This window comes from Salegentibacter sp. (assembly GCF_041642575.1).
GTDB lineage: Bacteria > Bacteroidota > Bacteroidia > Flavobacteriales > Flavobacteriaceae > Salegentibacter.
Genome location: NZ_JBEPWD010000012.1, coordinates 1 through 26,282, shown reverse-complemented (window position 1 = coordinate 26,282; position 26,282 = coordinate 1). Strand labels below are relative to the sequence as shown.

Below are 26,282 nucleotides of genomic sequence, written 5' to 3'. Positions count from 1 at the left end.
TATCCTTGATTTATCCTTTAAAAACCTTTTCTAACGAAATACCACGTTGTTTGGCTACAGTATCGGCACTACGCAATTGCAATAGTGCATCAAAAGTAGCTTTTACCACGTTGTGCGGGTTTGAAGAGCCCTGGTTCTTAGAAAGTACGTCATGTACTCCAACCGACTCTAATACAGCACGGATTGCACCACCGGCAATAATACCAGTACCGTTTGATGCCGGAAGCAACAAAACTCTGGCTCCACCGTACTTACCTTTTTGCTCGTGAGGTAAAGTTCCTTTATGCAGAGGAATACGCACTAAATTCTTTTTAGCATCTTCTACAGCCTTGGAGATAGCATCGGCAACTTCTTTAGATTTTCCTAAACCTTGCCCAACAACACCATTCTCATCTCCTACTACTACAATAGCAGAAAATCCAAAGGCTCTACCACCTTTTGTAACTTTAGTAACACGTTGTACTCCTACCAAACGATCTTTTAATTCAAGTCCGCCCGGCTTTACATGTTCTACGTTTTTATAATCTTGATACATAATTTTCTAGAATTTTAGGCCTCCTTCGCGAGCACCATCGGCTAATGATTTAACTCTTCCGTGATATAGATATCCACCCCGGTCAAACGAAATGGTTTCCACACCGGCTTTCATAGCTTTTTCAGCCAGGCTTTTCCCTACAAGCTCTGCTTGTTTGGTTTTATCACCTTCTGCTGAAATATCCTTATCTCTTGAGGAAGCCGCAGCAATAGTATTTCCTTCTACGTCATCTATAATCTGAGCATAAATTTCTTTATTGCTTCTGAATACAGATAATCTTGGTCGGCCTGCAGTACCCGTAATAGCTTTACGAACACGCTTCCTGATCTTATTTCTTCTGTCTTGTTTTGAAACTGCCATATCTAAACTTTATTAAGCTGATTTACCTGCTTTTCTACGTAATTGCTCTCCAACAAACTTAATCCCTTTTCCTTTGTAAGGTTCCGGGGCTCTAAAGCTTCGTATTTTAGCGGCAACCTGGCCCACAAGTTGTTTATCGTAAGAAGTCAATTTCACGATTGGGTTTTTACCTTTATCTGAAACTGTTTCCACTTTAACTTCGGGAGCCAAATCTATTACAATATTATGAGAGTACCCAACGGCGATTTCTAATTTTTGTCCCTGGTTGCTGGCACGGTAACCCACCCCAACCAACTCAAGGCTTTTAGTATAACCATTGGTAACACCTTCAATCATATTGTTTACCAATGCACGGTAAAGACCATGCTTGGCTTTTTGTTCACTTTTCTCTGAAGAACGTTCAAAAGTGATCACGCCATCTTCGATTTTCACATCGATGCCACTGATCTCCTGCTTAAGCTCTCCAAGTTTTCCTTTTACCGTAACAACTCCGTCCTTGTAATCTACGTTTACAGCTTCAGGAATTGTAATTGGGTTTTTACCTATTCTTGACATTTCTTTCGTCTTTTATTAGTAAACGTAACACAATACTTCACCACCAACTTTCTCGGCTTTAGCCTGCTTTCCTGTCATCACTCCGTGAGAAGTAGACACGATGGCAATACCTAATCCGTTAAGGATACGAGGTAGTTCGTTAGCGCCGGCATACTTACGTAAACCAGGTTTACTTATTCTCTGGATATCCTTAATTACAGGTTCTTTGGTGATCTTGTCATACTTAAGGGCTATTTTAATAACTCCCTGAGCAGTAGAATCATCGAACTTGTAACTTAGAACATAACCCTGATCGAATAATATTTTGGTCATTTCCTTTTTAAGATTAGAAGCCGGGATCTCAACCACTCTGTGGTTAGCCGCAACGGCATTTCTAATTCTCGTTAAATAATCTGCAATAGGATCTGTATTCATCTATTCTTATTTGCGGCTGTGGTTTTCGAATCCGACATTCGGACAGAACCTTCAACCAATTTATAATTTTACCAACTAGCTTTTCTTACCCCTGGAATAAGACCTTTATTAGCCATCTCCCTGAACATTACTCGCGATAGTCCAAATTGTCTCATGTACCCTTTAGGTCTACCTGTTAGTTTACAACGATTGTGCAAACGTACAGGAGAAGCGTTTTTAGGTAATTTCTGTAATGCCTCGTAATCTCCGGCTTCTTTAAGCGCCTTACGTTTCTCAGCATATTTCTTTACCATTTCCTGCCTCTTTACCTCACGGGCTTTCATTGATTCTTTAGCCATAATTAATTCTTTTTAAAGGGTAATCCCAGTTCGGTTAACAATGATTTTGCTTCCTTATCGGTTTTTGCGGTAGTCACAAAAGTGATATCCATACCTGAAATACGGTTTACCTTATCAATATCGATCTCCGGAAAGATGATCTGTTCGGTAACTCCCAGGTTGTAATTCCCTCTTCCATCAAAACCATTAGCTTTAATTCCGCTGAAATCACGAACTCTTGGCAATGCAGAAGTTATAAGTCTATCTAAAAATTCATACATTCTATATCCCCGTAAGGTAACTTTTGCGCCAATTGGCATTCCTTTACGAAGTTTAAACGAAGCAACATCTTTTTTAGATATGGTTTGTATCGCTTTTTGACCGGTGATAGCAGATAGTTCTTCTACCGCATGATCAACAAGTTTTTTATCGGCAACAGCTGCACCAACTCCACGGCTAATAACTATCTTTTCAAGTTTTGGAATCTCCATTACGTTGGAGTAGCTGAATTCTTCTTTTAACGCAGGTTTAATTCTATCATTAAATTCTGCTTTAAGTCTTGGTACGTATGCCATAACTAAATTACTTCATTAGATTTTTTAGAAAATCTCACTTTCTTTCCATCCTCTTCTCTATAGCCAACTCTGGTGGTTTCACCATTCTTGTCTATAAGAGACAGGTTGGAAATATTGATAGGAGCTTCTTTTTTCACAATTCCACCTTGTGGGTTAGCAGCGCTTGGCTTCTCATGTTTAGAGATAGTATTCACACCTTCCACAATGGCTTTATTCTTATCAATCAATACCTTTTGTACTTTGCCTTCCTGACCTTTATGATCCCCGGCAATTACTCTAACAGTATCTCCTGTTTTTATCTTAAGCTTTCTCATTTTCTTAATGTATTAAAGCACCTCTGGTGCCAATGATACAATTTTCATGAATTGCTTATCACGAAGTTCTCTTGCTACCGGGCCAAATACACGAGTTCCGCGCATCTCTCCGGTTGGGTTTAGCAATACACAAGCGTTATCATCAAAACGGATATAAGATCCGTCTGGCCTGCGTACTTCTTTCCTGGTACGAACAACTACTGCTGTTGAAACTGCACCCTTTTTAATGTTTCCGTTGGGTGTAGCTTCTTTTACGCTGACAACTATCTTGTCTCCAACAGAAGCGTATCTTTTCTTTGTACCTCCTAATACACGTATGGTCAAAACTTCTTTTGCCCCGGTATTGTCTGCTACTTTTAGTCTAGACTCTTGTTGTACCATTACTTCGCTCTTTCAATTATTTCTACTAATCTCCAACACTTAGATTTACTTAAAGGTCTAGTTTCCATGATCTTTACAGTATCTCCTTCGTTGCAGTCGTTTTGCTCGTCGTGCGCTACGTATTTCTTCGTTTTCAAAACGAATTTTCCATACATAGGGTGCTTTACTTTCTTAACTTCAGAAACCACAATAGATTTCTGCATTTTATTACTGGTAACTACACCTATACGTTCTTTTCTTAAATTTCTTTTTTCCATGTTCAGCAGAATAACACTTATTGTTGTTCTCTTTTAGTTAACTCTGTAGCAAGTCTCGCTATATCTCTTCTTACAGCTCTAAGCTGTATTGGGTTCTCTAATGGCGAAACTGCGTGAGCCATTTTTAAATCTGAATATGCTTTTCTAGATTTATCGAGCTCCTCTTGTAATTCTGCCACAGAAAATTCTTTTACTTCTGATTGTTTCATAACATTTAAATATTAAGCCTGATAATCTCTAGCTACAATAAACTTAGTTTTCACAGGAAGTTTTTGGGCGGCAAGACGCAATGCTTCTTTAGCAACGTCTAATGGCACACCTCCAATTTCAAATAAAATTCTTCCCGGTTTCACAACAGCTGCCCAGTATTCTACAGCACCTTTACCTTTACCCATACGTACTTCAAGAGGTTTCTTAGTGATAGGCTTGTCTGGGAAAATTTTAATCCACAGGGAACCTTCTCTTTTCATATATCGGGTAGCAGCAATACGCGCAGCTTCTATCTGGCGGGCAGTCACAAAACTTGAGTCGAGTGACTTGATCCCGAAAGTTCCGTTTGAAAGACGGTGTCCTCTTTGAGAAACACCCTTCATACGGCCCTTTTGCATTTTACGATATTTTGTTCTTTTAGGTTGTAACATTTTTCTTTACTTTAAAAAATTACTTTCTGCGACGTGATTTGTTACCACCTCGTCCTCCGGCTGCAGGTTTTCCTCCTTGCTTTTTGGCCAGGCCAACAAGCGGAGAAAGCTCCCTTTTACCATAAACTTCGCCTTTCATGATCCATACTTTAATTCCCAATCTACCATAAGTAGTATGAGCTTCAACTAAAGCATAGTCAATATCGGCCCTAAAAGTAGACAATGGAATTCTACCATCTTTGTATGATTCTGAACGTGCCATTTCAGCACCGTTTAAACGACCGGAGATCTCAATTTTGATCCCTTCAGCGTTCATTCTCATAGCAGCCGCGATAGCCATTTTAATTGCCCGACGATAAGAGATACGATTCTCTATTTGTCTTGCAACACTTGATGCTACTAAATGAGCGTCAAGTTCTGGCCTCTTAATCTCAAAGATGTTGATTTGAACTTCCTTGTCTGTGATCTTTTTTAGCTCTTCTTTAAGCTTGTCTACCTCCTGGCCACCTTTACCGATAATGATACCGGGACGGGCAGTGGTGATAGTAACGGTTACAAGCTTAAGGGTACGCTCTATTATTACCCTTGATACACTCGCTTTAGAGAGACGAGCATGGATATATTTTCTAATCTTATCGTCTTCGGCTAATTTGTCGCCGTAGTCATTTCCTCCGTACCAGTTGGATTCCCATCCTCTGATGATACCAAGGCGATTCCCGATTGGATTTGTTTTTTGTCCCATACTCTTACTTAGCTTTGTGTATTATTGTTTTCTCCAAGCACCAAAGTAACGTGATTGGATCTTTTTCTAATTCGGTGTGCACGACCCTGTGGTGCAGGACGCAGCCTCTTAAGCATTGCTCCTCCATCTACACGAATCTCTTTCACAAATAATTCAGCTTCTTCGATGTTTGCATCTTCGTTTTTAGCCTGCCAGTTGGCAACAGCTGAAAGCAAAAGCTTCTCTAAACGATTAGACGCCTCCTTCTGACTGAATTTTAAAATATGAAGCGCATTTTCTACTTTCTCCCCTCTTACAAGATCCGCAACAAGACGCATCTTTCTGGGTGAAGTAGGGCAGTTATTCAACTTTGCAAACGCCACCTGCTTGTTGGCTTCTTTTATTTGCTCTGCTCTTTCTCTTTTACGAACTCCCATAGCTTCAATTATTTTTTACCTTTATTTTTTGCACCTGCATGCCCTCTAAAAGAACGTGTTGGTGAAAATTCTCCTAATTTATGACCTACCATGTTCTCGGTTACGTAAACAGGAACAAATTGTTTCCCGTTATGCACCGCGATGGTTTGCCCAACAAAATCCGGAGTGATCATTGACGCACGAGACCAGGTCTTGATCACGGCTTTCTTTCCAGACTCAACATTCTGAGCAACCTTCTTGTCTAATTTATAGTGAACGTAAGGTCCTTTTTTTAATGAACGTGCCATATCTTATTATTTCTTTCTACGTTCTACAATATATTTATTACTCGCTTTTGTTCTTGAACGGGTTTTGAAACCTTTAGCAGGTACTCCGTTTCTTGAACGTGGGTGACCTCCTGAAGCTCTACCTTCCCCACCACCCATTGGGTGATCAACCGGGTTCATAGCAACTGGTCTTGTTCTTGGTCTTCTACCCAACCAACGTTTTCTACCGGCCTTACCAGAGATCTGCAACTGGTGGTCACTGTTTGAAACAGCACCAATAGTTGCCATACAAGTAGCTAGTACCCTTCTAATCTCTCCTGAAGGAAGTTTGATGGTTGCATATTTACCTTCTCTCGCAAGAAGTTGAGCGAAAGCTCCGGCACTTCTTGCCATTACAGCACCCTGTCCAGCTCTAAGCTCGATGCAGGAAACAATAGTACCAAGAGGAATAAAACTCAAAGGCATTGCATTTCCTATTTCAGGAGCTGCAATCTCATTGCTTGATACCAAATTCTGTCCTACCTGAAGACCGTTCTGAGCAATAATATACCTTTTCTCGCCATCCTGATAGTTCAATAATGCGATAAAGGCCGTTCTGTTTGGATCGTATTCTATACTGGCAACAGTTGCAGGAATTCCCTGCTTGTCGCGTTTAAAATCGATAACTCGGTAACGTCTTTTGTGACCACCACCCTTGTAGCGTATGGTCATCTTTCCCTGACTGTTTCTACCACCCGACTTTTTGATCGGCGCCAAAAGGCTTTTCTCCGGCTTGTCAGTAGTAATGGCGTCAAACCCATTTACTACTCTAAAACGCTGTCCAGGTGTGATTGGTTTTAATTTTCTAACTGACATTTTTTAATCTTAAAGATTACTGTACAAATCAATAGTTTCACCTTCCGTCACCTGTACCAATGCTTTTTTGAAAGCGCTGGTTTTACCAGTGATCATTCCAGATTTTGTATATCTGGTTTTGCGATCAGGACGGACATTTATAGTACGAACTTTTTCCACTGAAACTCCGTATGCAGCTTCCACCGCATTCTTGATCTCAATCTTATTCGCCTTATTGTTTACCACAAAAGCATAACGATTATTAAGTTCGCTATCTGCCGTGGCTTTTTCCGTAATAATGGGTTTTATTAAGATATTCATAAGGCTTATTTACTTAAATTCGACTCGATTCCTTCTAAAGACCCCTCAAGGAACACGATATTCTTCGCGTTTAATATTTTGTAAGTGCTTAATTCTGAACTACTTACAACCTCGGAGCCCTTCAAATTACGTGACGACAAATATACGTTTTTATTTGACTCACCCAATACTATCAGGGATTTTTTGTCCTGAATACCAAGGGCTTTCAAAAAGTCAATGTAATTTTTCGTCTTTGGTGCATCAAAAGAAAAATCTTCTACTACAGTTATCGCATTTCCTTGTGCCTTAATTGTCAAAGCCGATTTTCTGGCAAGACGCTTAAGGTTCTTATTCAATTTGAAACTATAGCTTCTTGGTCTAGGACCAAAAACACGTCCACCACCTTTAAAGATAGGAGACTTGATGCTACCTGCACGAGCCGTACCGGTACCTTTTTGTTTCTTGATCTTTCGGGTACTCCCGGTGATCTCAGCCCGCTCTTTAGCTTTGTGAGTTCCCTGGCGTTGATTGGCCAGGTATTGTTTTACATCAAGATAAACAGCATGTTCGTTAGGCTCTATTGCGAAAACAGCATCAGAAAGCTGTGCTTTTCTGCCTGTTTCTTTTCCTTTTATATCTAAAACTGCTACTTCCATTACTTGCTAATGATTACGTATGAGTTTTTGTGACCTGGAACAGCACCTTTCACTACGATAAGGTTCTTATCTGTAACCACTTTCAAAACTCTCAGGTTTTCTACTTTCACTTTATCTCCACCCATTCTACCGGCCATCTTCATTCCTTTGAAAACTCTCGCAGGATAAGATGCAGCACCAATAGAACCCGGAGCTCTTAAACGGTTATGTTGCCCGTGAGTCGCCTGACCCACACCACCAAAGCCGTGTCTCTTTACTACACCTTGGAATCCTTTACCTTTAGAAGTACCGGAAATATCTACGAATTCTCCTTCTTTAAAGTGTTCCACAGTGATAGCATCACCTAATTTAAAATCTCCTTCAAATCCTTGGAATTCCACGACTTTACGCTTAGCAGCGCTTCCCGCTTTCTTAGCATGCCCTTCGGCAGCTTTGTTGGCAGTCTTTTTGTCATCGAAACCAAGTTGAAGTGCCTCATACCCGTCAACCTCTTTGGTTCTGACTTGGGTAACTACGCATGGACCGGCTTCAATTACGGTACAAGGGATATTCTTCCCGTTCTCGTCGAAAATACTGGTCATGCCTATTTTTTTTCCTATTAACCCAGACATAATTAATTATTGATTATTACTTATTTATTTAAAAAAAATTCAGGGCAGAAAAATACTTTCGCCCTGAATGTATTTTTCTCCGTTTTTCCCTCGCCAACTGCTTAGGACATGTAATCTTGAGTTTTACTCAAGAGATCCCGAAACAAGTTCGGGATGTATTCAACTAAGGTTTTCCAGAAAAACCGGAAAAACCAAGTTTCATCACACTTTAATCTCTACTTCAACCCCACTTGGCAATTCAAGCTTCATCAACGCATCAATGGTTTTTGAAGAAGAACTGTAGATATCAAGAAGTCTCTTGTAAGAACTAAGCTGAAACTGCTCTCTTGATTTCTTGTTCACGTGAGGAGAACGTAAAACAGTAAAAAGTTTTTTATGCGTTGGTAGAGGAATTGGCCCTGTTACCACTGCACCCGTAGTTTTTACGGTTTTTACGATCTTTTCAGCTGACTTGTCAACCAGGTTATGATCGTAGGATTTTAGTTTTATTCTGATTTTTTGACTCATTTTCCTAAGATTATTCGTTTGTACCCTTTGCTGCCTTGATCACTTCTTCAGAAACATTTGAAGGAGTTTCGGCATAGTGAGAGAATTCCATAGTTGAAGTTGCTCTACCTGAAGAAAGCGTTCTTAATGTGGTTACATAACCAAACATTTCAGAAAGCGGCACTTCAGCTTTAACAATCTTGGCACCAGAACGGTCACCCATACTACTCATATGACCTCTTCTTCTGTTAAGGTCACCTACAATATCTCCCATGTTTTCTTCCGGAGTAACTACTTCTACTTTCATTATTGGCTCAAGGATTACAGAACCCGCTTTTTTAGCAGCTTCTTTATACCCAAGCTTAGCAGCAAGTTCGAAAGAAAGTTGATCGGAATCCACAGGGTGGAAAGATCCATCCTTAAGAGTAACTTTTAAAGTGTCCATAGTAAATCCGGCTAAAGGACCATTTTTCATAGCCTCTTTAAATCCTTTTTCTACGGAAGGAACAAATTCCTTAGGAATACGACCACCTTTGATCGCATCTACAAACTGAAGTCCCTCTCCTTCAAAATCCTCATCTGCCGGCCCTAAAGTAAAGACGATATCGGCAAATTTACCTCTACCACCAGTTTGCTTTTTGTAAACCTCACGGTGATCTGAAGTTCTGGTAACAGCTTCCTTGTACTCAACCTGAGGTTGACCCACGTTAACTTCTACCTTAAATTCACGACGCATACGGTCTATAATAATATCCAGGTGAAGCTCACCCATACCAGAAATAATAGTCTGGCCTGAAGCTTCATCGGTACGCACTGTAAAAGTTGGATCTTCTTCTGCAAGTTTTGCAAGCGCCATTCCCATTTTCTCAACATCGGCTTTGGTCTTAGGCTCCACTGCGATACCAATTACAGGTGCAGGGAAAGACATAGATTCAAGTACGATTGGGTGCTTCTCATCAGTAAGCGTATCTCCGGTTTTAATATCTTTAAAACCAACAGCAGCTCCAATGTCACCAGCCTCAATTCTATCTATAGGCTCTTGTTTATTAGAATGCATCTGGTAAATACGTGAAATACGTTCTTTTTTACCTGAACGGTTATTCAATACATATGATCCGGCGTCAAGAGATCCGGAGTACACTCTAAAGAATGCCAAACGACCTACGAAAGGATCGGTGGCAATTTTAAATGCAAGTGCAGAGAAAGGCGAATCAACATGTGGCTTACGGCTTTCTTCTTCGTTAGTTTCAGGATTAACACCTATTATAGCTTCAACATCTGAAGGAGCCGGAAGGTATCTCATCACAGCATCAAGCATTGCCTGAACACCTTTATTTTTAAAGGCAGAACCACACATCATAGGAATGATAGACATATCTATGGTTGCAGCTCTAAGCGCAGCGATAATTTCATCTTCGGTAATTGAATTTTCATCTTCAAAGAACTTTTCCATCAATGCTTCATCATACTCGGCTACAGCTTCTACAAGCTCAGTTCGGTATTTATTCACATCTTCCATAAGTTCTTCAGGAATATCTATGATTTCATAGGTCATCCCGTGATCTTCATCATTCCAGATCACCGCCTTTTTAGAAATAAGGTCTACTACACCTTTAAAATCTATTTCATCACCAATAGGAACCTGTAATGGCACAGGGTTACCACCTAGCATCTCTCTAACCTGCTTACACACATTAAAGAAATCAGCTCCCTGACGGTCCATTTTATTTACAAACCCTAAACGCGGTACTTTATATTTATCTGCTTGTCTCCATACTGTTTCACTCTGAGGCTCTACCCCATCCACAGCACTAAACAAAGCAACAACACCATCAAGTACACGCAAAGAACGCTCTACCTCTACGGTAAAGTCAACGTGACCCGGGGTATCAATTATATTTACAGTATACTCCTGATCGCGGTACATCCACTTACAGTGAGTTGCAGCAGAAGTAATAGTAATACCTCTTTCCTGCTCCTGCTCCATCCAGTCCATTGTTGCAGCACCGTCGTGAACCTCACCAATCTTGTGGCTTATCCCTGTATAATAAAGGATACGCTCTGTAGTGGTGGTTTTACCGGCATCAATATGCGCTGCAATACCTATATTTCTTGTAAATTTTAAGTCTCTTTGTGCCATTTTATTAGAATCTAAAGTGAGAGAATGCTTTATTAGCTTCGGCCATTTTATGAGTATCTACTCTTTTCTTCACAGCAGCACCTTCTTCTTTAGCAGCAGCAAGTACTTCTGCAGCTAATTTTTGAGCCATAGCTTTTTCGTTTCTCTTACGGGAAAAGCTAATCAACCACTTCATAGCAGTTGAAACTTTACGATCTGGCCTAATTTGCATTGGGATTTGAAAGGTAGCTCCTCCAACTCGTCTACTTCTCACTTCTACGTGAGGCATAACGTTAGATAAAGCATCTTTCCAGATTTCTAAAGCAGTCTTCTCTTCGTCTTGATTTTTCTCTTCTACGATATCCATTGCATCGTAAAAAATCTTAAAGGCTACCGATTTCTTACCGTCCCACATCATCATGTTCACAAAACGTGTAACAAGTTGATCGTTAAATTTTGGATCTGGTAAAAGAGGCCTTTTTTTCGCCTGTCTTTTTCTCATTTCTTTACATTAAAAGTTTTTAATTACTTCTTAGGGCGTTTTGCACCGTATTTAGACCTACGCTGAGTTCTTCCCTCAACACCGGCAGTATCCAATGCTCCACGAACAATGTGATACCTAACACCTGGCAAATCTTTAACCCTTCCGCCTCTAACCAATACTATCGAGTGCTCTTGCAAATTGTGTCCTTCTCCCGGAATATAAGCGTTTACTTCTTTTCCGTTAGTTAACCTTACTCTGGCTACTTTACGCATAGCCGAATTAGGTTTCTTAGGAGTGGTGGTATACACACGAGTACACACACCTCTTCTTTGAGGACACGAATCCAAAGCAGCCGATTTACTCTTCTTGGTAATCTTGGCTCTTCCTTTTCGTACTAATTGTGAAATTGTTGGCATAATTTCTTTTACCTAATTAAGTTTTAAATTACTCCCTATTTTTTAGGGTTTGCAAATGTAGAAATAAAAACCAATTTTTCAAATCATAATCAATTAATTTTCAAGTGGCTCGACAAGATGAATAAAATTAAGGGAGAATTATCTATTTCTATCCTATATATTAAGGACAAAACAGGTCTGAAATTTAATTTTATGAAGAAAAAGCAATGAAATTCACTTAAATCAAAAGTATTTGAATCAAGCGAGCACAAACATTAACATCTCCGTAAAATCACTCACAACGGCTGAAAAAGAACCATCTATAGTAATTTATTAGGAAAACCTTAAGATTCGGAATCATTTTAAGAGACAAAAGCTTGTATAATTAACCATTTATTAGCACATTTGGCGTTGGCTAATTCAAACAAATTTTAAAATGAAAACAAAGTTTAGTAGTATTTTAACGCTATTACTAGCGTTTGTTGTGCAAATAACATTTGCGCAAGAACAAACGATTACCGGTACGGTGACCGATGAAGATGGTCTTCCGTTACCAGGGGTAAACGTTTTAGTAAAGGGCACCAGCGCTGGTACCCAAACCGATTTTGACGGAAATTACTCCATCACCGCTGATCAAAGCGATGTGTTGGTGTTTTCTTTCGTTGGTCTGACAACTGCAGAGTATCCGGTAGGAAACAACACAACTATTGATGTTGTACTGGAAGCTGATGCAGCACAACTTGATGAAGTTGTGGTAACTGCCCTGGGTATTGAGAGAGATAAAAAATCTCTTGGATATGCCACGCAGGAAGTAGACGGATCTGAAGTATCTGATGTTCCAACAACTAACTTTATGAACTCGCTTTCTGGTAAAGTAGCAGGTCTTAAAGTTAAGTCTTCCGGAACAATGGGTGGTTCTTCCGACATTGTAATTCGAGGTAATTCCTCTATTACAGGAAACAACCAGGCTCTATTCGTTATTGACGGTACCCCTATTAGTAACGCAACTCCTAACACTGCTGGCCAAAGATCTGGTACAGGTGGTTATGACTACGGGAACGCCGCAGCAGATATCAACCCGGATGACATCGCTTCGATGAACGTTCTTAAAGGTGCTGCCGCAACCGCTCTTTATGGAGCTCGTGCCGCGAATGGAGTAATTATTATTGAAACTAAAAAAGGACAAAAAGGTAAAGGAATTGGTATATCTATCAACTCTACCTTAATGACAAGCCGTGCGGACAAGGAAACACTTCCAAAATATCAGCAAGAATATGGTGCTGGTTATGGTCAGTATTACGCGTCTGAAGATGGTTATTTCAGCCTTTATGATGTAGATGGTGATGGTAATCTTGATGAAACTACTCCTTTTACAGAAGATGCTTCATTTGGAGCAGCTTTCGACCCTAACCGTATGATCTATCAATGGAACTCAATTTATCCTCAGTTAGACACTTACCAACAAGCGACTCCATGGGTGGCAGGTGAGCACACACCTAATGACATTTGGGAAACTGGTTCAACAGCGATCAACTCTGTTGCTTTAGATGGAGGGACTGACAAGAGTAACTTTAGATTAGGTTTTACCAACATGATGACTGATGGTAATTTACCTAATGCAAGAATGAAAAGAAACACCATAAAATTTAGTGGTGGTCATGATTTTACTGATGATCTAAGTATAGGCACAAACCTTACTTATATCAAAAGTGACGGTAGAGGTAGATATGGTACCGGATATGATTCTGAGAACCCAATGCAGTCATTCCGTCAATGGTATCAAACTAATGTAGATATTTATGAGCAAAGGGATGCTTATTTCCAAACTGGTGAAAACATCACCTGGAACCCTAACAGCCCAACTAATTTGACTCCTATCTATATGGATAACCCGTACTGGACACGTTACGAAAACTTCCAGACTGATACCCGTAACAGATATATAGGTAACATTAATATTAACTATGAGATCAATGATATCTTTAGTGTTTTAGGTCGTTTCTCTTTTGACACTTATGACGAAATTCAGGAAGAAAGAAGAAATGTAGGTAGCTCTGGAGTATCGGGTTACTCTCGTTACAACAATCGTGCTGCTGAATATAACTATGATGCAATTCTTAATTTCAACCACGATATCGCAACCGATCTAAATCTTGACGGTAACTTAGGAATGAACCTTAGAAGAAATCAGAATCATTCTATTAGAGCTTCCACCAATGGTGGTCTTAACGCTCCTGGATTCTATGCGCTTTCAAACAGTGCAGATCCACTTAACCCACCAAGTGAATATGACGCTACCAGTATGGTAGATGGTCTATATGCAAGAGTTGGATTGGGTTATTTGGATACTTACTTTGTAGAGGGTACAATAAGAAGAGACCGTTCTTCTACTTTACCTAAAGGAGAGAACACATTCTACTACCCTTCTATTTCAACAAGTGTTATCCTAACGAATGCAATCAATGCAGACTGGCTTAATTTTGCTAAGCTGAGAGCTAACTACGCAGAGGTTGGTAACGACACTAGTCCTTATAGAGTTTTTAACACCTACGCTATTTCTGCTCCTTTTGCAGGACAGGGTATTGCTAACAACAATTTCAGTTTAAATAATGTTGAACTTAAACCTGAACTTGCAAAATCTTACGAACTTGGTTTAGAAGCAAACTTTCTTGATAGAAGAATAGGATTTGATGTTTCTTACTATAATACTCAAACAGAAAATCAAATTACTCCGGTGCCTGTTTCTAATGCAACTGGATTTGGCCGGGTATGGTTAAATGCAGGAACAGTAGAAAACAAGGGTGTTGAAGTTTCTTTGAACCTTAACCCCATTAGAAGTGAAGACTTCAATTGGAATATGAACATTAACTGGGCTCGTAACCGAAGTGAAGTTCTTGAACTTGCTCCTGGAATTGACAACCTGGAGTTGGCAGGCCTTCAAGGTGGTGTTTCTATTAACGCTGCTCCCGATGAGCCTTACGGCGCCATTAGAGGTAGAGATTATGTTTATGACGATGCTGGAAACCGAATCGTAAATGACGCTGGGTTCTATTTAAGATCTGCAACTTCAAACGAGATCATTGGTAATATCCAGCCAGACTGGACCGGAGGTGTATCTAACACATTCCAGTACAAAAATCTAAGTCTTGATTTCCTTATTGACGTTCAGGAAGGTGGAGATATATTCTCACTTGATACCTGGTATGGTTTCGCAACCGGTCTTTATGACAGGTCTGTTGGACCAAACGATCTTGGTAACCCTGTTAGAGATGCTGTTGCCGATGGTGGTGGTGTAATTCTTGAAGGGGTAACCGAAGATGGCCAACCAAACACTACAAGAGTAGATGCCGGTTATTATGGAACTCCATTCGGATACGCTAGAGATGCTAACAAAGGTCACGTATACGACGCATCTTTCGTGAAGCTTAGAGAAGCTAGCCTTACTTATGCTTTTGGAGAAGAAATGATTGAAAGACTACCTTTCACAAGAGCTTCTATTTCTGTGGTAGGAAGAAACCTTTGGATTATCCACAAGAACATTCCTTATTCCGATCCGGAAGCAGGTCTTAGTGCTGGTAACATCCAGGGATACCAATCTGGTGCATACCCTGCGTTCAGAGAAATTGGTGCAAGTGTGAAACTTAACTTTTAATTAAAATATTATCATGAAGAAACTTTTAGTAACATTTATTGCTCTATCAACTTTATGGTCTTGCCAGACCGACGAGCAATATGAAGATCTCAACAGAGATCCGAAAAACCCAACAGAGGTTGCTGCAGATTTCCTTTTTACTTCTGCATCAGTGAACCTGGCCGATCAATTGGCCAGTCCGAACGTAAACCTTAACATAACCAGGTTTATCGCTCAGTACCTTACTGCTACAACCTATTTGGATGAACCAAACTACGATTTGAACAATCGTAATATTCCGCAAAACCACTGGTCTATACTTTACAGAAATGTATTGTTTAACCTTCAGGATGCTAAGGAACGAGTTCAGGCGAATGAGATGCTTGACGAAGCTCAAAGATCTGCAAGAATAGGTCAGATTGAAGTCTTAGAGGTATATGCCTGGCAAGTACTTGTAGATAGTTTCGGGGATATCCCTTATACTGAAGCATTAAACGGAAAAGACAACTCTTTACCGGCTTATGATGATGCTGCAACTATTTACAACGATCTACTATCAAGGCTTGAATCAGCTCACACCAACCTAGGTGCCGGGCAAGGTTTCGCCGGATCTGATGTTATTTATAATGGAGATATGGCTAAATGGCAAAAATTTGCAAATTCATTGCAGGTTCGTTTAGCAGCCAGAACTGATAACTGGAGCGAAGTAGAAGAAGCTGTTGGTAGAGGAGTTTTTGAATCTAATGCCGATAATGCGACTATGGATTACCAATCTTCACCACCAAACACCAACCCATTATGGGTAGACCTGGTACAGAGTGGTCGATCTGATTATGTTGTCGCAAACACCGTGGTTGATATTATGAACGATCTTGATGATCCTCGTAGAATGGTATATTTTGATGATAACATCGAGCCATATACTGGAGGTACCTATGGAGGCAGTAACTCTTTTCAGAGCTATACTCACATTGGACCAGATTTCAGAGATCCAACTCATACAGGAATCCTAATGGACTACGCTGAATTAAACTTCCACCTGTCTTATGCAGCTATGGAAGGTGCAGGCCTGGATAACGATGCTGAGGGGTATTACGAAGAAGCTATTACAGCTTCTATGGAATACTGGTTAGGAGAAGATGTTGATGCATCAGGATACCTATCTCAGTCTGAGGTTGCTTATGATGGTTCAATGGAGCAATTAGGAACCCAGTTCTGGATTGCTATGTTTGACAACCCGGTTGAAGGATGGAGTGTATGGAGAAAATTCGATGCTCCGGAATTGAATTTACCGGAAGAATCAGGTAATCCTGTTCCACTTCGTTACACTTATCCTGTTAACGAACAAAACCTTAACGAAGATAACTACGATGCCGCTGCTTCTGCAATTGGAGGTGACGATCAACAAACCCCACTTTTCTGGGATAACTAGTAGTTGCTTAAAATTATATCTAAAGGCTGCCTTAACGGGCAGCCTTTTTTGTTTGGATAAATTAAAAAGAGAATAAAAAGGTTTAATCGAGAGAAACACCTCAAAATAATTTAAAAAAGCTTTCATTATATTATTAAAACTTACCTTTGCATTATGGAAGAAAACACGAGAATCTTCGGCATCAGGGCCGTTTTAGAGGCAATACAAAGCGGAAAAGCTATCGATAAGGTTTATATTCAAAAGGGACTCTCTGGACCTTTATTTCAAGAATTAAACCAGCAGCTAAATAAAGGTGAATTCAATATTTCATATGTTCCTGTAGAAAAGCTCAATAAACTGGCAAAAGGAAATCACCAGGGCGTTGTAGCTTCTATCTCGCCGGTTAGTTTCAGAAGTATTGAAGAAGTAGTAGCCCAGGCTTTTGAGGAGACCTCCACTCCCCTTTTTCTTCTCCTTGACCAAATCACCGATGCCAGGAATTTCGGAGCAATTATCCGTACGGCGGAATGCACCGGGGTAAATGCCATTATATTCCCGGAAAAAGGATCGGCAGCTGTAAACGCCGATACTGTAAAGACCTCAGCCGGGGCAGTTTTCAATGTGCCGCTTTGCAAGGTGAACCATATCAAAGATGCAGTTTACTATCTCCAGTCTTCAGAAGTCCAGGTAATCGCTGCAACCGAGAAAACAAATGACACTATTTATCAGGTAGACTTTAAAAAGGCAAGTGCGCTAATAATGGGTAGCGAAGCTAAAGGAGTCTCTAATTCTATTTTAAATGCGGTAGACGTAAAGGCAAAACTACCAATGTTCGGGACCATTGAATCCCTGAATGTTTCAGTGGCTTGCGGAGCAATGCTTTATGAAGCGGTAAGGCAAAGACAGATCTAAATACCATCGAAAAGTAAATTTAGCCTGTTACTCTTTTTTGTCCTCGGTTTTCTTATAGAAATAGCGGTAAGTTATCTCTGAATTATCTTCGGAATCTTCTTCCTTTTGTTTAAAACGATTTTCGATGAAATTTCCATTCTCATCAAAATGTTGCATGAATAAATCCTCTTCCGCCTTGTATTCCGGTTTTTCCCATTCGTATTTTGGTTTTTTAGCAATGTTTTTCCGGTAGATTAGTGCGAGTCCCAAACCGGTAACCAAACCTGAAAGATGGCCCTCCCAGGAAATACCGGGTTCAATTGGAGCCACGTACCACAGCATGCCGCCATATAGGAAAACTACGATTAGCGAAAGTGCAACAAGACGAAAATAGCCGGAAAAAACTCCCTTGAAAAAAAGAAACGCCGCGAGCATATAGATCACTCCGCTCGCTCCAATATGATTTGAAGGCCTCCCTATTATCCAGGTTAAAAGCCCCGTAACCACAAGACCAATTAAAAGCACTTGCCAGCTTATCTTTCGGTAGAAATAAAACAATGACATAGAAAGCACTAAAAGCGGCACAGAATTATTGAATAAATGCTTCAGGTCGCCATGAATAAAAGGAGAAAACAAGATTCCCCTTAAGCCGCTTATTTCCCTGGGGCGCACTCCGTATATATTCAAATTCACGTTGAATCTTACCTCAAACCAGAACACCAGCCAGATAAGCAGCACAAAAAGGATGGGAAAACCCACTACCCTGGTAGAAAAAACAAAAGGCTCAGACTGCTTCACAACTATTATTTAATGTATGACCAACAAAAAATCAACCATATCTATTTATGATGACAAAGTGTTATTCAATTTACTAATTTTGTCAGATGAATGAACCATTAGCAGAAAGATTACGTCCAAAAAATCTCGATGAGTATCTAAGTCAGCAACATTTGGTTGGCTCAAAGGGAGCTTTAAGACAACAAATAAAGTCAGGGAATATTCCATCCCTAATACTTTGGGGCCCTCCCGGAGTTGGAAAAACCACCCTGGCCAACATCATAGCCAACGAAACAGACAGGCCTTTTTATACACTTAGTGCTATTAGCAGCGGTGTAAAGGATGTGCGGGAAGTAATTGAGAAAGCTAAGAAGAGTGAGGGATTATTCACCACTAAAAATCCCATTCTTTTTATTGATGAAATTCATCGTTTCAGTAAATCGCAACAGGATTCTCTTTTAGGTGCTGTTGAAAAAGGATGGGTCACCCTAATTGGCGCCACAACCGAAAATCCGAGTTTCGAAGTCATCTCGGCATTGTTATCCCGTTGCCAGGTTTATATTTTGAAGCCTTTTTCTGAAGAAGATTTAATAGCCTTGTTACACCGGGCGATGAAGGAAGATAAATACATAGCTTCCAGAGAAGTGAAATTAAAAGAAACTGAAGCTCTCTTGCGCTTAAGCGGTGGTGATGCCAGGAAATTACTCAACATCTTCGAGATCCTTATCAATGCTACCGATAAAGGCTCAGAGATTACCAACGAGCTGGTCCTGGAGAAAGTTCAGCAAAATACGGTGCTCTATGATAAGGCCGGAGAACAACATTATGATATAGTATCAGCCTTTATTAAATCGATAAGAGGCAGTGATCCAAACGGGACAGTTTACTGGTTGGCCAGGATGATTGAAGGCGGTGAAGATGTGAAATTCATCGCCAGGAGATTACTTATTTTGGCCAGTGAAGATATCGGTAATGCTAATCCAACGGCATTGGTCATCGCCAATAACACTTTCCAGGCCGTAACCACCATCGGGTTTCCGGAGAGTCGTATTATTTTAAGTCAATGTGCAACATATCTTGCAACTTCTCCAAAGAGCAACGCGGCATATATGGCCATTAACCAGGCGCAAAGCCTGGTAAAGAAAACCGGAAATCTATCTGTTCCCCTGGCTATTCGTAATGCTCCAACAAAACTGATGAAAGACATCGGCTATGGAAAAGATTATAAATACGCCCATAACTACGAGAACAATTTCACAGAGGCCGAATTTTTGCCGGATGAAATAAAAAACACGCAATTATATGATCCGGGCAACAATCCCAGAGAAAATGCTCAAAGAGAATTTTTAAAGAAACGCTGGAAGACTAAGTATAATTATTAGTCTTTTTTGGCCTGGTAGATAGTTTTAACCGATACTCCTTTACTGGCATCAAAATGTTCTACCACAAGATCACCATTTTCAGAAAAACTTGCAATTCCCTGCCTGGTAACCGAATTATAGATAAAACTTTTTCCTTCCTTTGAACGAATAAGCAAAGCAAAGGGTTCGCTCATATCCTTTTGATATAAGGCATAGCCATTCTCATTTTCCTGAAGCTGAAAATAGGTTCCGTCCTTTTCAAAATTGAGCGTTCCGGGTTCTTTATCTTCAGAAATTTTTTCACTTTGTACAACTACTTCAGGTTCTTCCGGGGTTTCAGGAGTGGTTTTTTCTTCCTGGGGAACTTCAGTTGCAACCTCAGGCTCTTCAACAACTTCAGGCGTTTCCGGTGTGGCAGGAGTTGCGGGTGGCGCATCAGCCTTATAATTATAATTCAAAGCTTCCACTGATTCAAAAGCCCGTCTCAAGGCTTCATGCCAGGCTTTTTTAAAGTCTTTTTCCCGACTGGTCCCCTCTTCAGAAGTAAAGATCAAATTTCCGCGGCAATCCTCGAGGGTGATGCGCATTTTTGTTGTAAAAAGGCCGGAATCCTCTATAACATTCGCATCCAAACCAAGACAGTTGTCACGTTGCAAATCTTCCGGGCGGGATTCCCCGTTCATCAGGGTTTCAAAACCTTCTCTTTCAAAAAGGAATTTCAACAAAGAATTTAATTGATGCTGGTTTTTTTCCTTTGAGAATTCAAAACTTTCCGGAACAATTACGTATTTATAGTCATTCAGGTTTTGAGCTTCCAATGCGGAAAAGCTAAACATTATGAATATGATAAAAAGTAGTTTTTTCATAATAATAAATTTTTTAATCTTTAAAGACCATTTGCATTCCCAATTGCAATGAAGCCCCTCTTGCCTTTGCCAGATTAGGAACAGCCAGTAAATTATTAGCTGCAATATAGAAATTAAAACGATTAAAAGTGGTGGAATACATCAGGCCTAAGTTTGCAAATGAATAGTCATCTATAGTATGCGCAATTCTAAAACGCTGGGTTTCGGTGATTTTCTTATCCCAGTAAGTGGTAAAAGCATAGACAAATCCGCGGGGACGTAAAATTCCTGACAAATTCATTCCTATCTGGTTCATATACCTGACTTTATTAACGGTTCTATAATTACAAGGAAGAAAAGCCTGTCCAAACCCATATGCCATGGCAAGATTAAATTTTGCAGGACGCCAGGTGACATAAGCCTCATTATAGGTTCTATCTATCAGATTTCTGTCAACCTCATCTTCAAAATCATCCCAATACGGCAATGCTTTACCGTTTTCATCCAATTCGGGAAAAAGAGGTTCCAGACCATCAGTTTGGTAGGATCCGTAATAGTGATAACTTTCCACATCCTCCCGCTGGAACATTAGCCCGATGTCCTGAACTGAGGCAGAGGCCACAAATTGTTCAGTGAGGAGGTAACTAAGACCAATATCCATACCCACGCCAACGTTTCCTCCAAAGAAGGAGCGTTTAAGCAGTTCGGCTGTACCTTCTTCCACGGTCATATCTTTTTCTTCATTCAGAGAAGCAAAACCGGAGGTGTTCACCCGAACATTCATATTCTCTACCACATGGCGATATTTATTGGGACCTTGTGGAGTTTCGAAGGTGGTAAAAGTGCCTGTGTTCCCTGTGGTTTCAGCATTAAATATTCCGGAATATAATTTCCCGCGAATACCTACGGTAAGTCGCTGGTCAAATTGATGATTAAGCCCCAGGTGGTAAACCGTTAGAATTTCACCCGTGAAGGCGGCCTGTGAAAAATCGAAAGTATCATTAATATAATCTGCATTCCCTTCATTTACGAGTATTGCCAGATCTTTTGGAAAATAAGAGAAAAAGTCCAGTTCCTGGTATACCCCGGTGGAGAGATAATTTCTTTTATCTAATTGCCAGCCCAAAGAAATGACCTCCACCTGCTCATTAGCTGTAAAATGATCATAGGAAGTCATTTTATGCATCGCTTCTCTTATACGGGTATTGATATTTGTACCATCATCCCTAAAAATATCATGAAGGCTCACTCCACTGGTGCCCGCTGAGACGTGAATTTGTGTAAGGAAAGGCATTCCCACATGCCCTATAAAGTCTATCTGCGTTCCTGGATTTAGCAACAAACTCTGCGGAAGATCATCAACATTATAAAGCAGGGGTTTATTTTGTGCGGAAAGCAGGGAAAAAGAAAACAGGAATGTAAGGAGTAGCCAGCATCGCATATTTAAAATTCAAACTTAAACAAGCCCGTGGAGGCAAATTCCAATTTCCCTTTAAATTCTTCTGAATTTGGGTGAGCTTCCAGCTCAACCACCATTTGTATGGAGTTTCGTATTAGATTTATATTGTTTTCTTCAATGAGTTCAGTATGATCCGTTTCTACAGGATTATTTGCACTACCGGGTGCAACTTCGTAGCGTACCACAATTTGCTCCCTGCCTGAATTGGAAAGAAACTTTATGGTATTTGAAAAGCTCTGAGGAAAGGTGTTTGTATGCTTGAAGTAGAATTCCACTTCTGAAAGGTCCTTCTGAATATAGTCATCGTCAAGGAATTCCAGTCGAACCGTATCCCTTATTATCGGTTGAAAAGTGCCGGTTTGAGACTGAAAATAATCCTCTTCAACATCATAGATAAGCAAATCAACATCAATATCAGGACTAAGACCAATTTCTTCGGCCTGGTTCAGATCAATATCCTTCACACATCCGGATGCCAGCATAAGACAAGCAAGACACAGAATTAATTTGTCTATCCCAGGGGTTAAAGACATTATTATTTTTATTTTAGGAGGGTGATACCTTCTAACGAAATTAACAAAAGATTATTATTACAGATAATCCCTTAGTTCATTTAACGTTTGAATTTGAATTTCACCGACCTCCGCTCTTTTTTTGTAGTAATCGAAATAGATCGTGCTCATTCCGAAATCCCGGGCACCTTTTACATCGGCTTCGAGGTTATCGCCAATCATAAGGCTTCTGGAAGGAGAAGTCATGGCTTTTTTAAGTGCAGTATCAAAGATATGTGCATGCGGCTTTTTTACTCCTGCCTCTTCGGAAGTGGTCACGGTGCTAAAAAATTCGCTGATACCGGAATTGGTAAGCTTTTTATGTTGCACCTCTTCAAAGCCATTTGTAATTATATGAAGTTTATATTTCGGTTTAAGATAATTGAGTATCTCCAGGGATCCTTCCAGCAAATGGTTGTTAACAGGCAGAAAATCAATATATTCTACCGAAAGTTCATTAATTGTTTGAGTCGAAGCCTCGATCTTGAGAAGATCAAAACTGTCCTTCAAACGGCCAAACCGCAAGTCTTCTTTGCTTACCAGATTATCCCGATATAACTCCCAGTATTTATAATTTACAGGAACATACACCTCAAGAAAATCTTCAATCTTAAGAGGGAGTTTTCTCTTGGTGAACATTTGCTCAAACGCAAGCGCTGAGTTTTTATCAAAATCCCAAAGGGTGTGATCAAGGTCAAAGTAAATGTGTTCTATTTCATTCAATTTCATGAATCTGTTTTAAAAATGAATAGTAGAGTTCCTTATCGAAATAATCAGAAAAATCATGATTCTTAAAAATCGCGATAAAGGTTCCTTCTACCGCTTTCACATTCTGCAACATCTTTGCCACTTCACTTTTCAATTTTTCGGGAGTTTCCTTCTCCAGAATATTTGAATGAACGGCATAAGGATAAACTTTTAACGGAGTGGTTAGCTCGGTATTGATATCATAAAACAAAAAAGGTGTGCAGGTTCCGGCCCTAAAGCCATGTGATTCGGGATAACCCATTGAATAATCTTCCGGAATTTCCAGTTCGGTTAAATTATTATAATGTTCCGGCAGTGTCAAATTATACTTGGTATTTATAGCCGCATTCAGTGGGGAATGAACAATATCTTCTAATCTTCGTTTTTCCTTTTTCAAGATGCTTATTTCCCTTAAAGCATCATGACCTAAAAATAAACCAACCTTTGTGTAATCAGCCACATATTTAATTACCGATCTATGCGACATCCTGTTAGGATTAATATTCCGGTCATAGATCGAAAAATCGCTTAACTGAAACATGAAAAGCATTTTTAACCTGTATTGTTTAATGAGTTCAATCAAATCCCCGAAAATGTTGAAAGGATCTTTTTTAAACCCCAACAACACCTGAATTCTATCCAGGACTTTACCAAATTGCAGTTTAAGCAGGTCTGTTAGCCCTCCGATCAAACTTCGTACAAAGCCCTTGTTCTTATAACTAAAAACATGCTCAACGGCCACAATGGTCAGAGTGTCAAAACGGCGATTTTTTCTTTTTAAAGCTGGAAAACGTTGAGTCAGAATCTCATGGAATTTCAACGCCCAGACATCAATAACCGGTTTCTGAAGGAAACCCTCCTGTTCCGCTAAACTTTCAGAGGCTGGAAATCTTCCGTATTCATCCTTTACATGAGGCAAATATTCCTCGTACCTGCTCAACAAATAAAAGGAAGCAGCAAAAATATCAAAAGGAAGATCGCTTTTTTCAGTAGCAGGAAAAAAACAGAAACTTTCTCCCCAGGGTTGCACTTTTATATCAACCTCAGAAAGCCCTTGCTCCATCAGCAGGCCGGTATTCTGAATAAAAAGCTCATTTCCCAGGGCCTGTTTTCCATAGGAAAGTTTCAACCCATCGTGAGCTATAAATTCTTCAATCTTAGAGGTAAATCGAATTGAAATACCCAGCATATTTGTGCAAATATGCTTAAAGATATATATGATCCTGGGAGTAATTTTCTGGGTATAAATTAAAAGCATTGCTGGTTTTTATAGCACACCTTCGTCGGCAAAGCTAAAGTAGGAGTTTTCGGTTACAATTACATGGTCGAGCACTTTAATATCAAGGCTCTGAGCGGCAGTTTTTAGTTTCTGAGTAAGTTGCTTGTCAGGTTCGCTTGCGAGTAAAGTTCCTGATGGATGATTGTGCACCAGAATCAGGGAGGTGGCGGCCAGTTCAAGGGCCTTTTTTAGCGTTAACCGCACGTCTACCAAAGTCCCCGTGATGCCTCCTTTACTTAGCTGAAGTTGTTCAATGACTTTATTGGAATTATTCAAATAGATTATCCAGAATTCTTCGTGCGGAAGTTCACCAATAACCGGTTGCATTAATTCAAAAACCGAAGCACTGGAGGTAATCTTTTTTCGCTCTAGAGCTTCTTCGATGCGACGTCTTCGACCCAGTTCCAGAGCTGCGATTATGCTAACCGCTTTTGCAGGCCCCACTCCCTTAAAATCACACAGTTGTTGAACGGAAAGCTTTCCTAATTCACTTAAATTATTCTTTCCGGAAGCGAGGATACGTTTACTTAACTGAACGGCACTTTCGTTTGGACTTCCTGAACCAATTAGAATGGCGATCAGTTCGGCATCGCTTAGGCTCAGTTTACCTTTCTGAAGGAGTTTTTCCCTTGGACGATCATCTTCGGCCCAATTTTTAATGCTGAAATTTGTTTGCTGTTCGTTTTTCATCGCCTGTTAAAGATAAAAAATACTTTTATATCCTTACAGCTAAACTGAAATTGAGTCACTTAGACTTTAAAATCGATGATCGCTTCATAGAAATCATCTTCATCAATGCCCATATGCTGGCAAATCCATTTCGCTCCGGCCAAATTATTCATATTCTGAGCCCCACTAATCTCCAATGGCATTTCCCCTTCAGGTGTATCGAGAATAAAAGTTTCGTCTTCAACATGGTATTCCGGAGTGGAATAGGGATGTTTTCTAATGGGATTTTCTGTATTTTCAGCGAGTTCTTTTAGCTTTTCATCCTCTTCGTTATAAACCAGGATTCCACCGTTGACTATTGAATCAATAAAAATCTCAAACTGCTCAAAGTAATTATCAGAAGTGGGTAAATCAACATTATTATCCCGGGTAACCCCAGTTAGCAGGGCAATGTTTGGTTGATACAGATGAAATTTAGGTCGGTGATCAATTGCAGACGCAAAAGATCCATCACCTTCAATCACCATAAAATCATTTTCTTCGGTAAGATTGAATGTATTTTCAAAACCAGTAACCGGTGTTTCAAGCATATAATCTACCTCTTTTCCATGATATTTCATCACGTGAAGAACCATAGCTGTAAGGATGGTTTTTCCATGGCTCCCGGCGATAACCACACGAGTTTTCTCCCTTGACATTTTAAACAGAAATTCGGGAACAGAATATATCTTTAAGCCGAGTTCTTCAGCACGTTTTAATTCGGGATTATCCTTTTTAGTATGCATCCCCAGAATGACGGCATCTAATTGCACAGTTATTTTTTCAGGAAACCAGCCTAATTCCTCAGGAAAGAGATTGTGTTTTTCGAGAGCTTGCTTGGTTAGGTCGGAGACACCATCGTCGCTTCCGTTAATTTGATGTCCTTGATTCTGTAAGGCAATGGCAAGATTGTGCATGGCAATTTCACCAATTGCGACAAAGTGCAGATTCATAAGCTGAAATT

34 protein-coding genes are annotated in these 26,282 nt (G+C 40.0%); 4 read left to right on the top strand and 30 right to left on the bottom strand.

Annotated features, from left to right (window positions below; all coding sequences use genetic code 11):
* Positions 1–10: 10 nt before the first annotated feature.
* The 22 genes from rpsE to rpsL form a co-directional block, all read right to left on the bottom strand.
* Positions 11–535, bottom strand: a complete 525-nt coding sequence (rpsE, locus tag ACESK1_RS03880) for a 30S ribosomal protein S5 (RefSeq protein WP_081208860.1) — start codon at positions 533–535, stop codon at positions 11–13.
* Positions 536–541: 6 nt separating this feature from the next.
* Entirely contained in the window at positions 542–895 is a 354-nt protein-coding gene (gene rplR / locus ACESK1_RS03875; protein WP_372918114.1) for a 50S ribosomal protein L18, read from the bottom strand.
* Positions 896–907: 12 nt separating this feature from the next.
* Positions 908–1,450 (bottom strand): 50S ribosomal protein L6, encoded by a 543-nt coding sequence (rplF, locus tag ACESK1_RS03870; protein WP_372918112.1) that lies wholly within the window; start codon positions 1,448–1,450, stop codon positions 908–910.
* Positions 1,451–1,465: 15 nt separating this feature from the next.
* Entirely contained in the window at positions 1,466–1,864 is a 399-nt protein-coding gene (rpsH, locus tag ACESK1_RS03865) for a 30S ribosomal protein S8 (RefSeq protein ID WP_372918110.1), read from the bottom strand.
* A 68-nt stretch (positions 1,865–1,932) separates the two neighbouring features.
* A complete protein-coding gene (gene rpsN / locus ACESK1_RS03860) occupies positions 1,933–2,202 on the bottom strand; it encodes a 30S ribosomal protein S14 (RefSeq protein WP_372918108.1) in 270 nt (89 codons plus the stop codon).
* A gap of 2 nt (positions 2,203–2,204) precedes the next feature.
* Positions 2,205–2,756 (bottom strand): 50S ribosomal protein L5, encoded by a 552-nt coding sequence (gene rplE / locus ACESK1_RS03855; RefSeq protein WP_372918106.1) that lies wholly within the window; start codon positions 2,754–2,756, stop codon positions 2,205–2,207.
* A gap of 2 nt (positions 2,757–2,758) precedes the next feature.
* Positions 2,759–3,070, bottom strand: a complete 312-nt coding sequence (gene rplX, locus ACESK1_RS03850; RefSeq protein WP_372918104.1) for a 50S ribosomal protein L24 — start codon at positions 3,068–3,070, stop codon at positions 2,759–2,761.
* A 12-nt stretch (positions 3,071–3,082) separates the two neighbouring features.
* On the bottom strand, positions 3,083–3,451 hold the full coding sequence (gene rplN, locus ACESK1_RS03845) for a 50S ribosomal protein L14 (RefSeq protein WP_372918102.1): 369 nt from the start codon (positions 3,449–3,451) through the stop codon (positions 3,083–3,085).
* A complete protein-coding gene (gene rpsQ, locus ACESK1_RS03840) occupies positions 3,451–3,708 on the bottom strand; it encodes a 30S ribosomal protein S17 (RefSeq protein WP_093404863.1) in 258 nt (85 codons plus the stop codon). The genes rplN and rpsQ overlap by 1 nt, the downstream gene beginning before the upstream one ends.
* Positions 3,709–3,725: 17 nt before the next feature.
* On the bottom strand, positions 3,726–3,917 hold the full coding sequence (gene rpmC, locus ACESK1_RS03835; protein WP_081208841.1) for a 50S ribosomal protein L29: 192 nt from the start codon (positions 3,915–3,917) through the stop codon (positions 3,726–3,728).
* A 12-nt stretch (positions 3,918–3,929) separates the two neighbouring features.
* Positions 3,930–4,349, bottom strand: a complete 420-nt coding sequence (rplP, locus tag ACESK1_RS03830; protein ID WP_372918100.1) for a 50S ribosomal protein L16 — start codon at positions 4,347–4,349, stop codon at positions 3,930–3,932.
* A gap of 19 nt (positions 4,350–4,368) precedes the next feature.
* Positions 4,369–5,091 (bottom strand): 30S ribosomal protein S3, encoded by a 723-nt coding sequence (rpsC, locus tag ACESK1_RS03825; protein WP_372918098.1) that lies wholly within the window; start codon positions 5,089–5,091, stop codon positions 4,369–4,371.
* Positions 5,092–5,099: 8 nt separating this feature from the next.
* Positions 5,100–5,507: a 50S ribosomal protein L22 gene (rplV, locus tag ACESK1_RS03820; RefSeq protein WP_093404857.1), complete on the bottom strand. Its 408-nt coding sequence runs from the start codon at positions 5,505–5,507 to the stop codon at positions 5,100–5,102.
* A gap of 8 nt (positions 5,508–5,515) precedes the next feature.
* Positions 5,516–5,794 carry a 30S ribosomal protein S19 gene (gene rpsS, locus ACESK1_RS03815; RefSeq protein WP_081208833.1) on the bottom strand — a complete coding sequence of 93 codons (279 nt, stop codon included), beginning with the start codon at positions 5,792–5,794 and terminating at the stop codon, positions 5,516–5,518.
* Positions 5,795–5,800: 6 nt separating this feature from the next.
* Positions 5,801–6,628: a 50S ribosomal protein L2 gene (gene rplB / locus ACESK1_RS03810; protein ID WP_372918096.1), complete on the bottom strand. Its 828-nt coding sequence runs from the start codon at positions 6,626–6,628 to the stop codon at positions 5,801–5,803.
* A 9-nt stretch (positions 6,629–6,637) separates the two neighbouring features.
* Complete coding sequence (rplW, locus tag ACESK1_RS03805) at positions 6,638–6,928, bottom strand: 50S ribosomal protein L23 (protein WP_081208829.1); 291 nt, start codon at positions 6,926–6,928, stop codon at positions 6,638–6,640.
* Positions 6,929–6,933: 5 nt separating this feature from the next.
* Positions 6,934–7,563, bottom strand: a complete 630-nt coding sequence (rplD, locus tag ACESK1_RS03800; protein WP_372918094.1) for a 50S ribosomal protein L4 — start codon at positions 7,561–7,563, stop codon at positions 6,934–6,936.
* Positions 7,563–8,174, bottom strand: coding sequence for a 50S ribosomal protein L3 (gene rplC / locus ACESK1_RS03795; protein WP_372918092.1), 612 nt, complete (start codon positions 8,172–8,174; stop codon positions 7,563–7,565). The genes rplD and rplC overlap by 1 nt, the downstream gene beginning before the upstream one ends.
* Before the next feature lie 201 nt (positions 8,175–8,375).
* On the bottom strand, positions 8,376–8,681 hold the full coding sequence (rpsJ, locus tag ACESK1_RS03790; RefSeq protein WP_072318085.1) for a 30S ribosomal protein S10: 306 nt from the start codon (positions 8,679–8,681) through the stop codon (positions 8,376–8,378).
* A 10-nt stretch (positions 8,682–8,691) separates the two neighbouring features.
* Entirely contained in the window at positions 8,692–10,800 is a 2,109-nt protein-coding gene (fusA, locus tag ACESK1_RS03785; protein ID WP_372918090.1) for an elongation factor G, read from the bottom strand.
* A 4-nt stretch (positions 10,801–10,804) separates the two neighbouring features.
* Positions 10,805–11,281, bottom strand: a complete 477-nt coding sequence (gene rpsG, locus ACESK1_RS03780) for a 30S ribosomal protein S7 (RefSeq protein ID WP_372918088.1) — start codon at positions 11,279–11,281, stop codon at positions 10,805–10,807.
* A gap of 23 nt (positions 11,282–11,304) precedes the next feature.
* Entirely contained in the window at positions 11,305–11,679 is a 375-nt protein-coding gene (gene rpsL, locus ACESK1_RS03775; protein ID WP_010230128.1) for a 30S ribosomal protein S12, read from the bottom strand.
* 415 nt (positions 11,680–12,094) lie between these two features.
* On the opposite strand from rpsL, the gene ACESK1_RS03770 reads away from it, so the two are divergent.
* The 3 genes from ACESK1_RS03770 to rlmB all read left to right on the top strand — a co-directional run bounded on the left by ACESK1_RS03770 (position 12,095) and on the right by rlmB (position 17,612).
* Positions 12,095–15,310, top strand: coding sequence for a SusC/RagA family TonB-linked outer membrane protein (locus tag ACESK1_RS03770; protein ID WP_372918085.1), 3,216 nt, complete (start codon positions 12,095–12,097; stop codon positions 15,308–15,310).
* Between the two features lie 13 nt (positions 15,311–15,323).
* Positions 15,324–16,721: a SusD/RagB family nutrient-binding outer membrane lipoprotein gene (locus ACESK1_RS03765; protein WP_372918083.1), complete on the top strand. Its 1,398-nt coding sequence runs from the start codon at positions 15,324–15,326 to the stop codon at positions 16,719–16,721.
* A gap of 153 nt (positions 16,722–16,874) precedes the next feature.
* The gene (gene rlmB, locus ACESK1_RS03760) at positions 16,875–17,612 is read left to right on the top strand and encodes a 23S rRNA (guanosine(2251)-2'-O)-methyltransferase RlmB (RefSeq protein ID WP_372918081.1); all 738 of its coding nucleotides are present in this window, start codon (positions 16,875–16,877) and stop codon (positions 17,610–17,612) included.
* A gap of 27 nt (positions 17,613–17,639) precedes the next feature.
* On the opposite strand, the gene ACESK1_RS03755 is transcribed toward rlmB, so the two are convergent.
* Entirely contained in the window at positions 17,640–18,389 is a 750-nt protein-coding gene (locus ACESK1_RS03755; protein ID WP_372918079.1) for a rhomboid family intramembrane serine protease, read from the bottom strand.
* Between the two features lie 86 nt (positions 18,390–18,475).
* Between ACESK1_RS03755 and ACESK1_RS03750 the strand changes: the two genes are divergently transcribed.
* On the top strand, positions 18,476–19,750 hold the full coding sequence (locus ACESK1_RS03750; RefSeq protein ID WP_372918077.1) for a replication-associated recombination protein A: 1,275 nt from the start codon (positions 18,476–18,478) through the stop codon (positions 19,748–19,750).
* On the opposite strand, the gene ACESK1_RS03745 is transcribed toward ACESK1_RS03750, so the two are convergent.
* The 7 genes from ACESK1_RS03745 to ACESK1_RS03715 all read right to left on the bottom strand — a co-directional run.
* Positions 19,747–20,595, bottom strand: coding sequence for a hypothetical protein (locus tag ACESK1_RS03745; RefSeq protein WP_372918075.1), 849 nt, complete (start codon positions 20,593–20,595; stop codon positions 19,747–19,749). The genes ACESK1_RS03750 and ACESK1_RS03745 overlap by 4 nt on opposite strands.
* A 13-nt stretch (positions 20,596–20,608) precedes the next feature.
* The gene (locus tag ACESK1_RS03740) at positions 20,609–22,015 is read right to left on the bottom strand and encodes a DUF5723 family protein (protein ID WP_372918073.1); all 1,407 of its coding nucleotides are present in this window, start codon (positions 22,013–22,015) and stop codon (positions 20,609–20,611) included.
* 2 nt (positions 22,016–22,017) lie between these two features.
* Entirely contained in the window at positions 22,018–22,566 is a 549-nt protein-coding gene (locus ACESK1_RS03735) for a hypothetical protein (RefSeq protein ID WP_372918071.1), read from the bottom strand.
* 57 nt (positions 22,567–22,623) lie between these two features.
* Entirely contained in the window at positions 22,624–23,313 is a 690-nt protein-coding gene (locus tag ACESK1_RS03730) for a YjjG family noncanonical pyrimidine nucleotidase (RefSeq protein WP_372918069.1), read from the bottom strand.
* Positions 23,300–24,589, bottom strand: a complete 1,290-nt coding sequence (locus ACESK1_RS03725; protein ID WP_372918067.1) for a polysaccharide deacetylase family protein — start codon at positions 24,587–24,589, stop codon at positions 23,300–23,302. The genes ACESK1_RS03730 and ACESK1_RS03725 overlap by 14 nt, the downstream gene beginning before the upstream one ends.
* A 9-nt stretch (positions 24,590–24,598) precedes the next feature.
* A complete protein-coding gene (radC, locus tag ACESK1_RS03720; protein WP_372918065.1) occupies positions 24,599–25,300 on the bottom strand; it encodes a DNA repair protein RadC in 702 nt (233 codons plus the stop codon).
* 59 nt (positions 25,301–25,359) lie between these two features.
* Positions 25,360–26,282 (bottom strand): Mur ligase family protein (locus tag ACESK1_RS03715; RefSeq protein WP_372918063.1); only part of this gene is annotated, 923 nt, incomplete at its 5' end.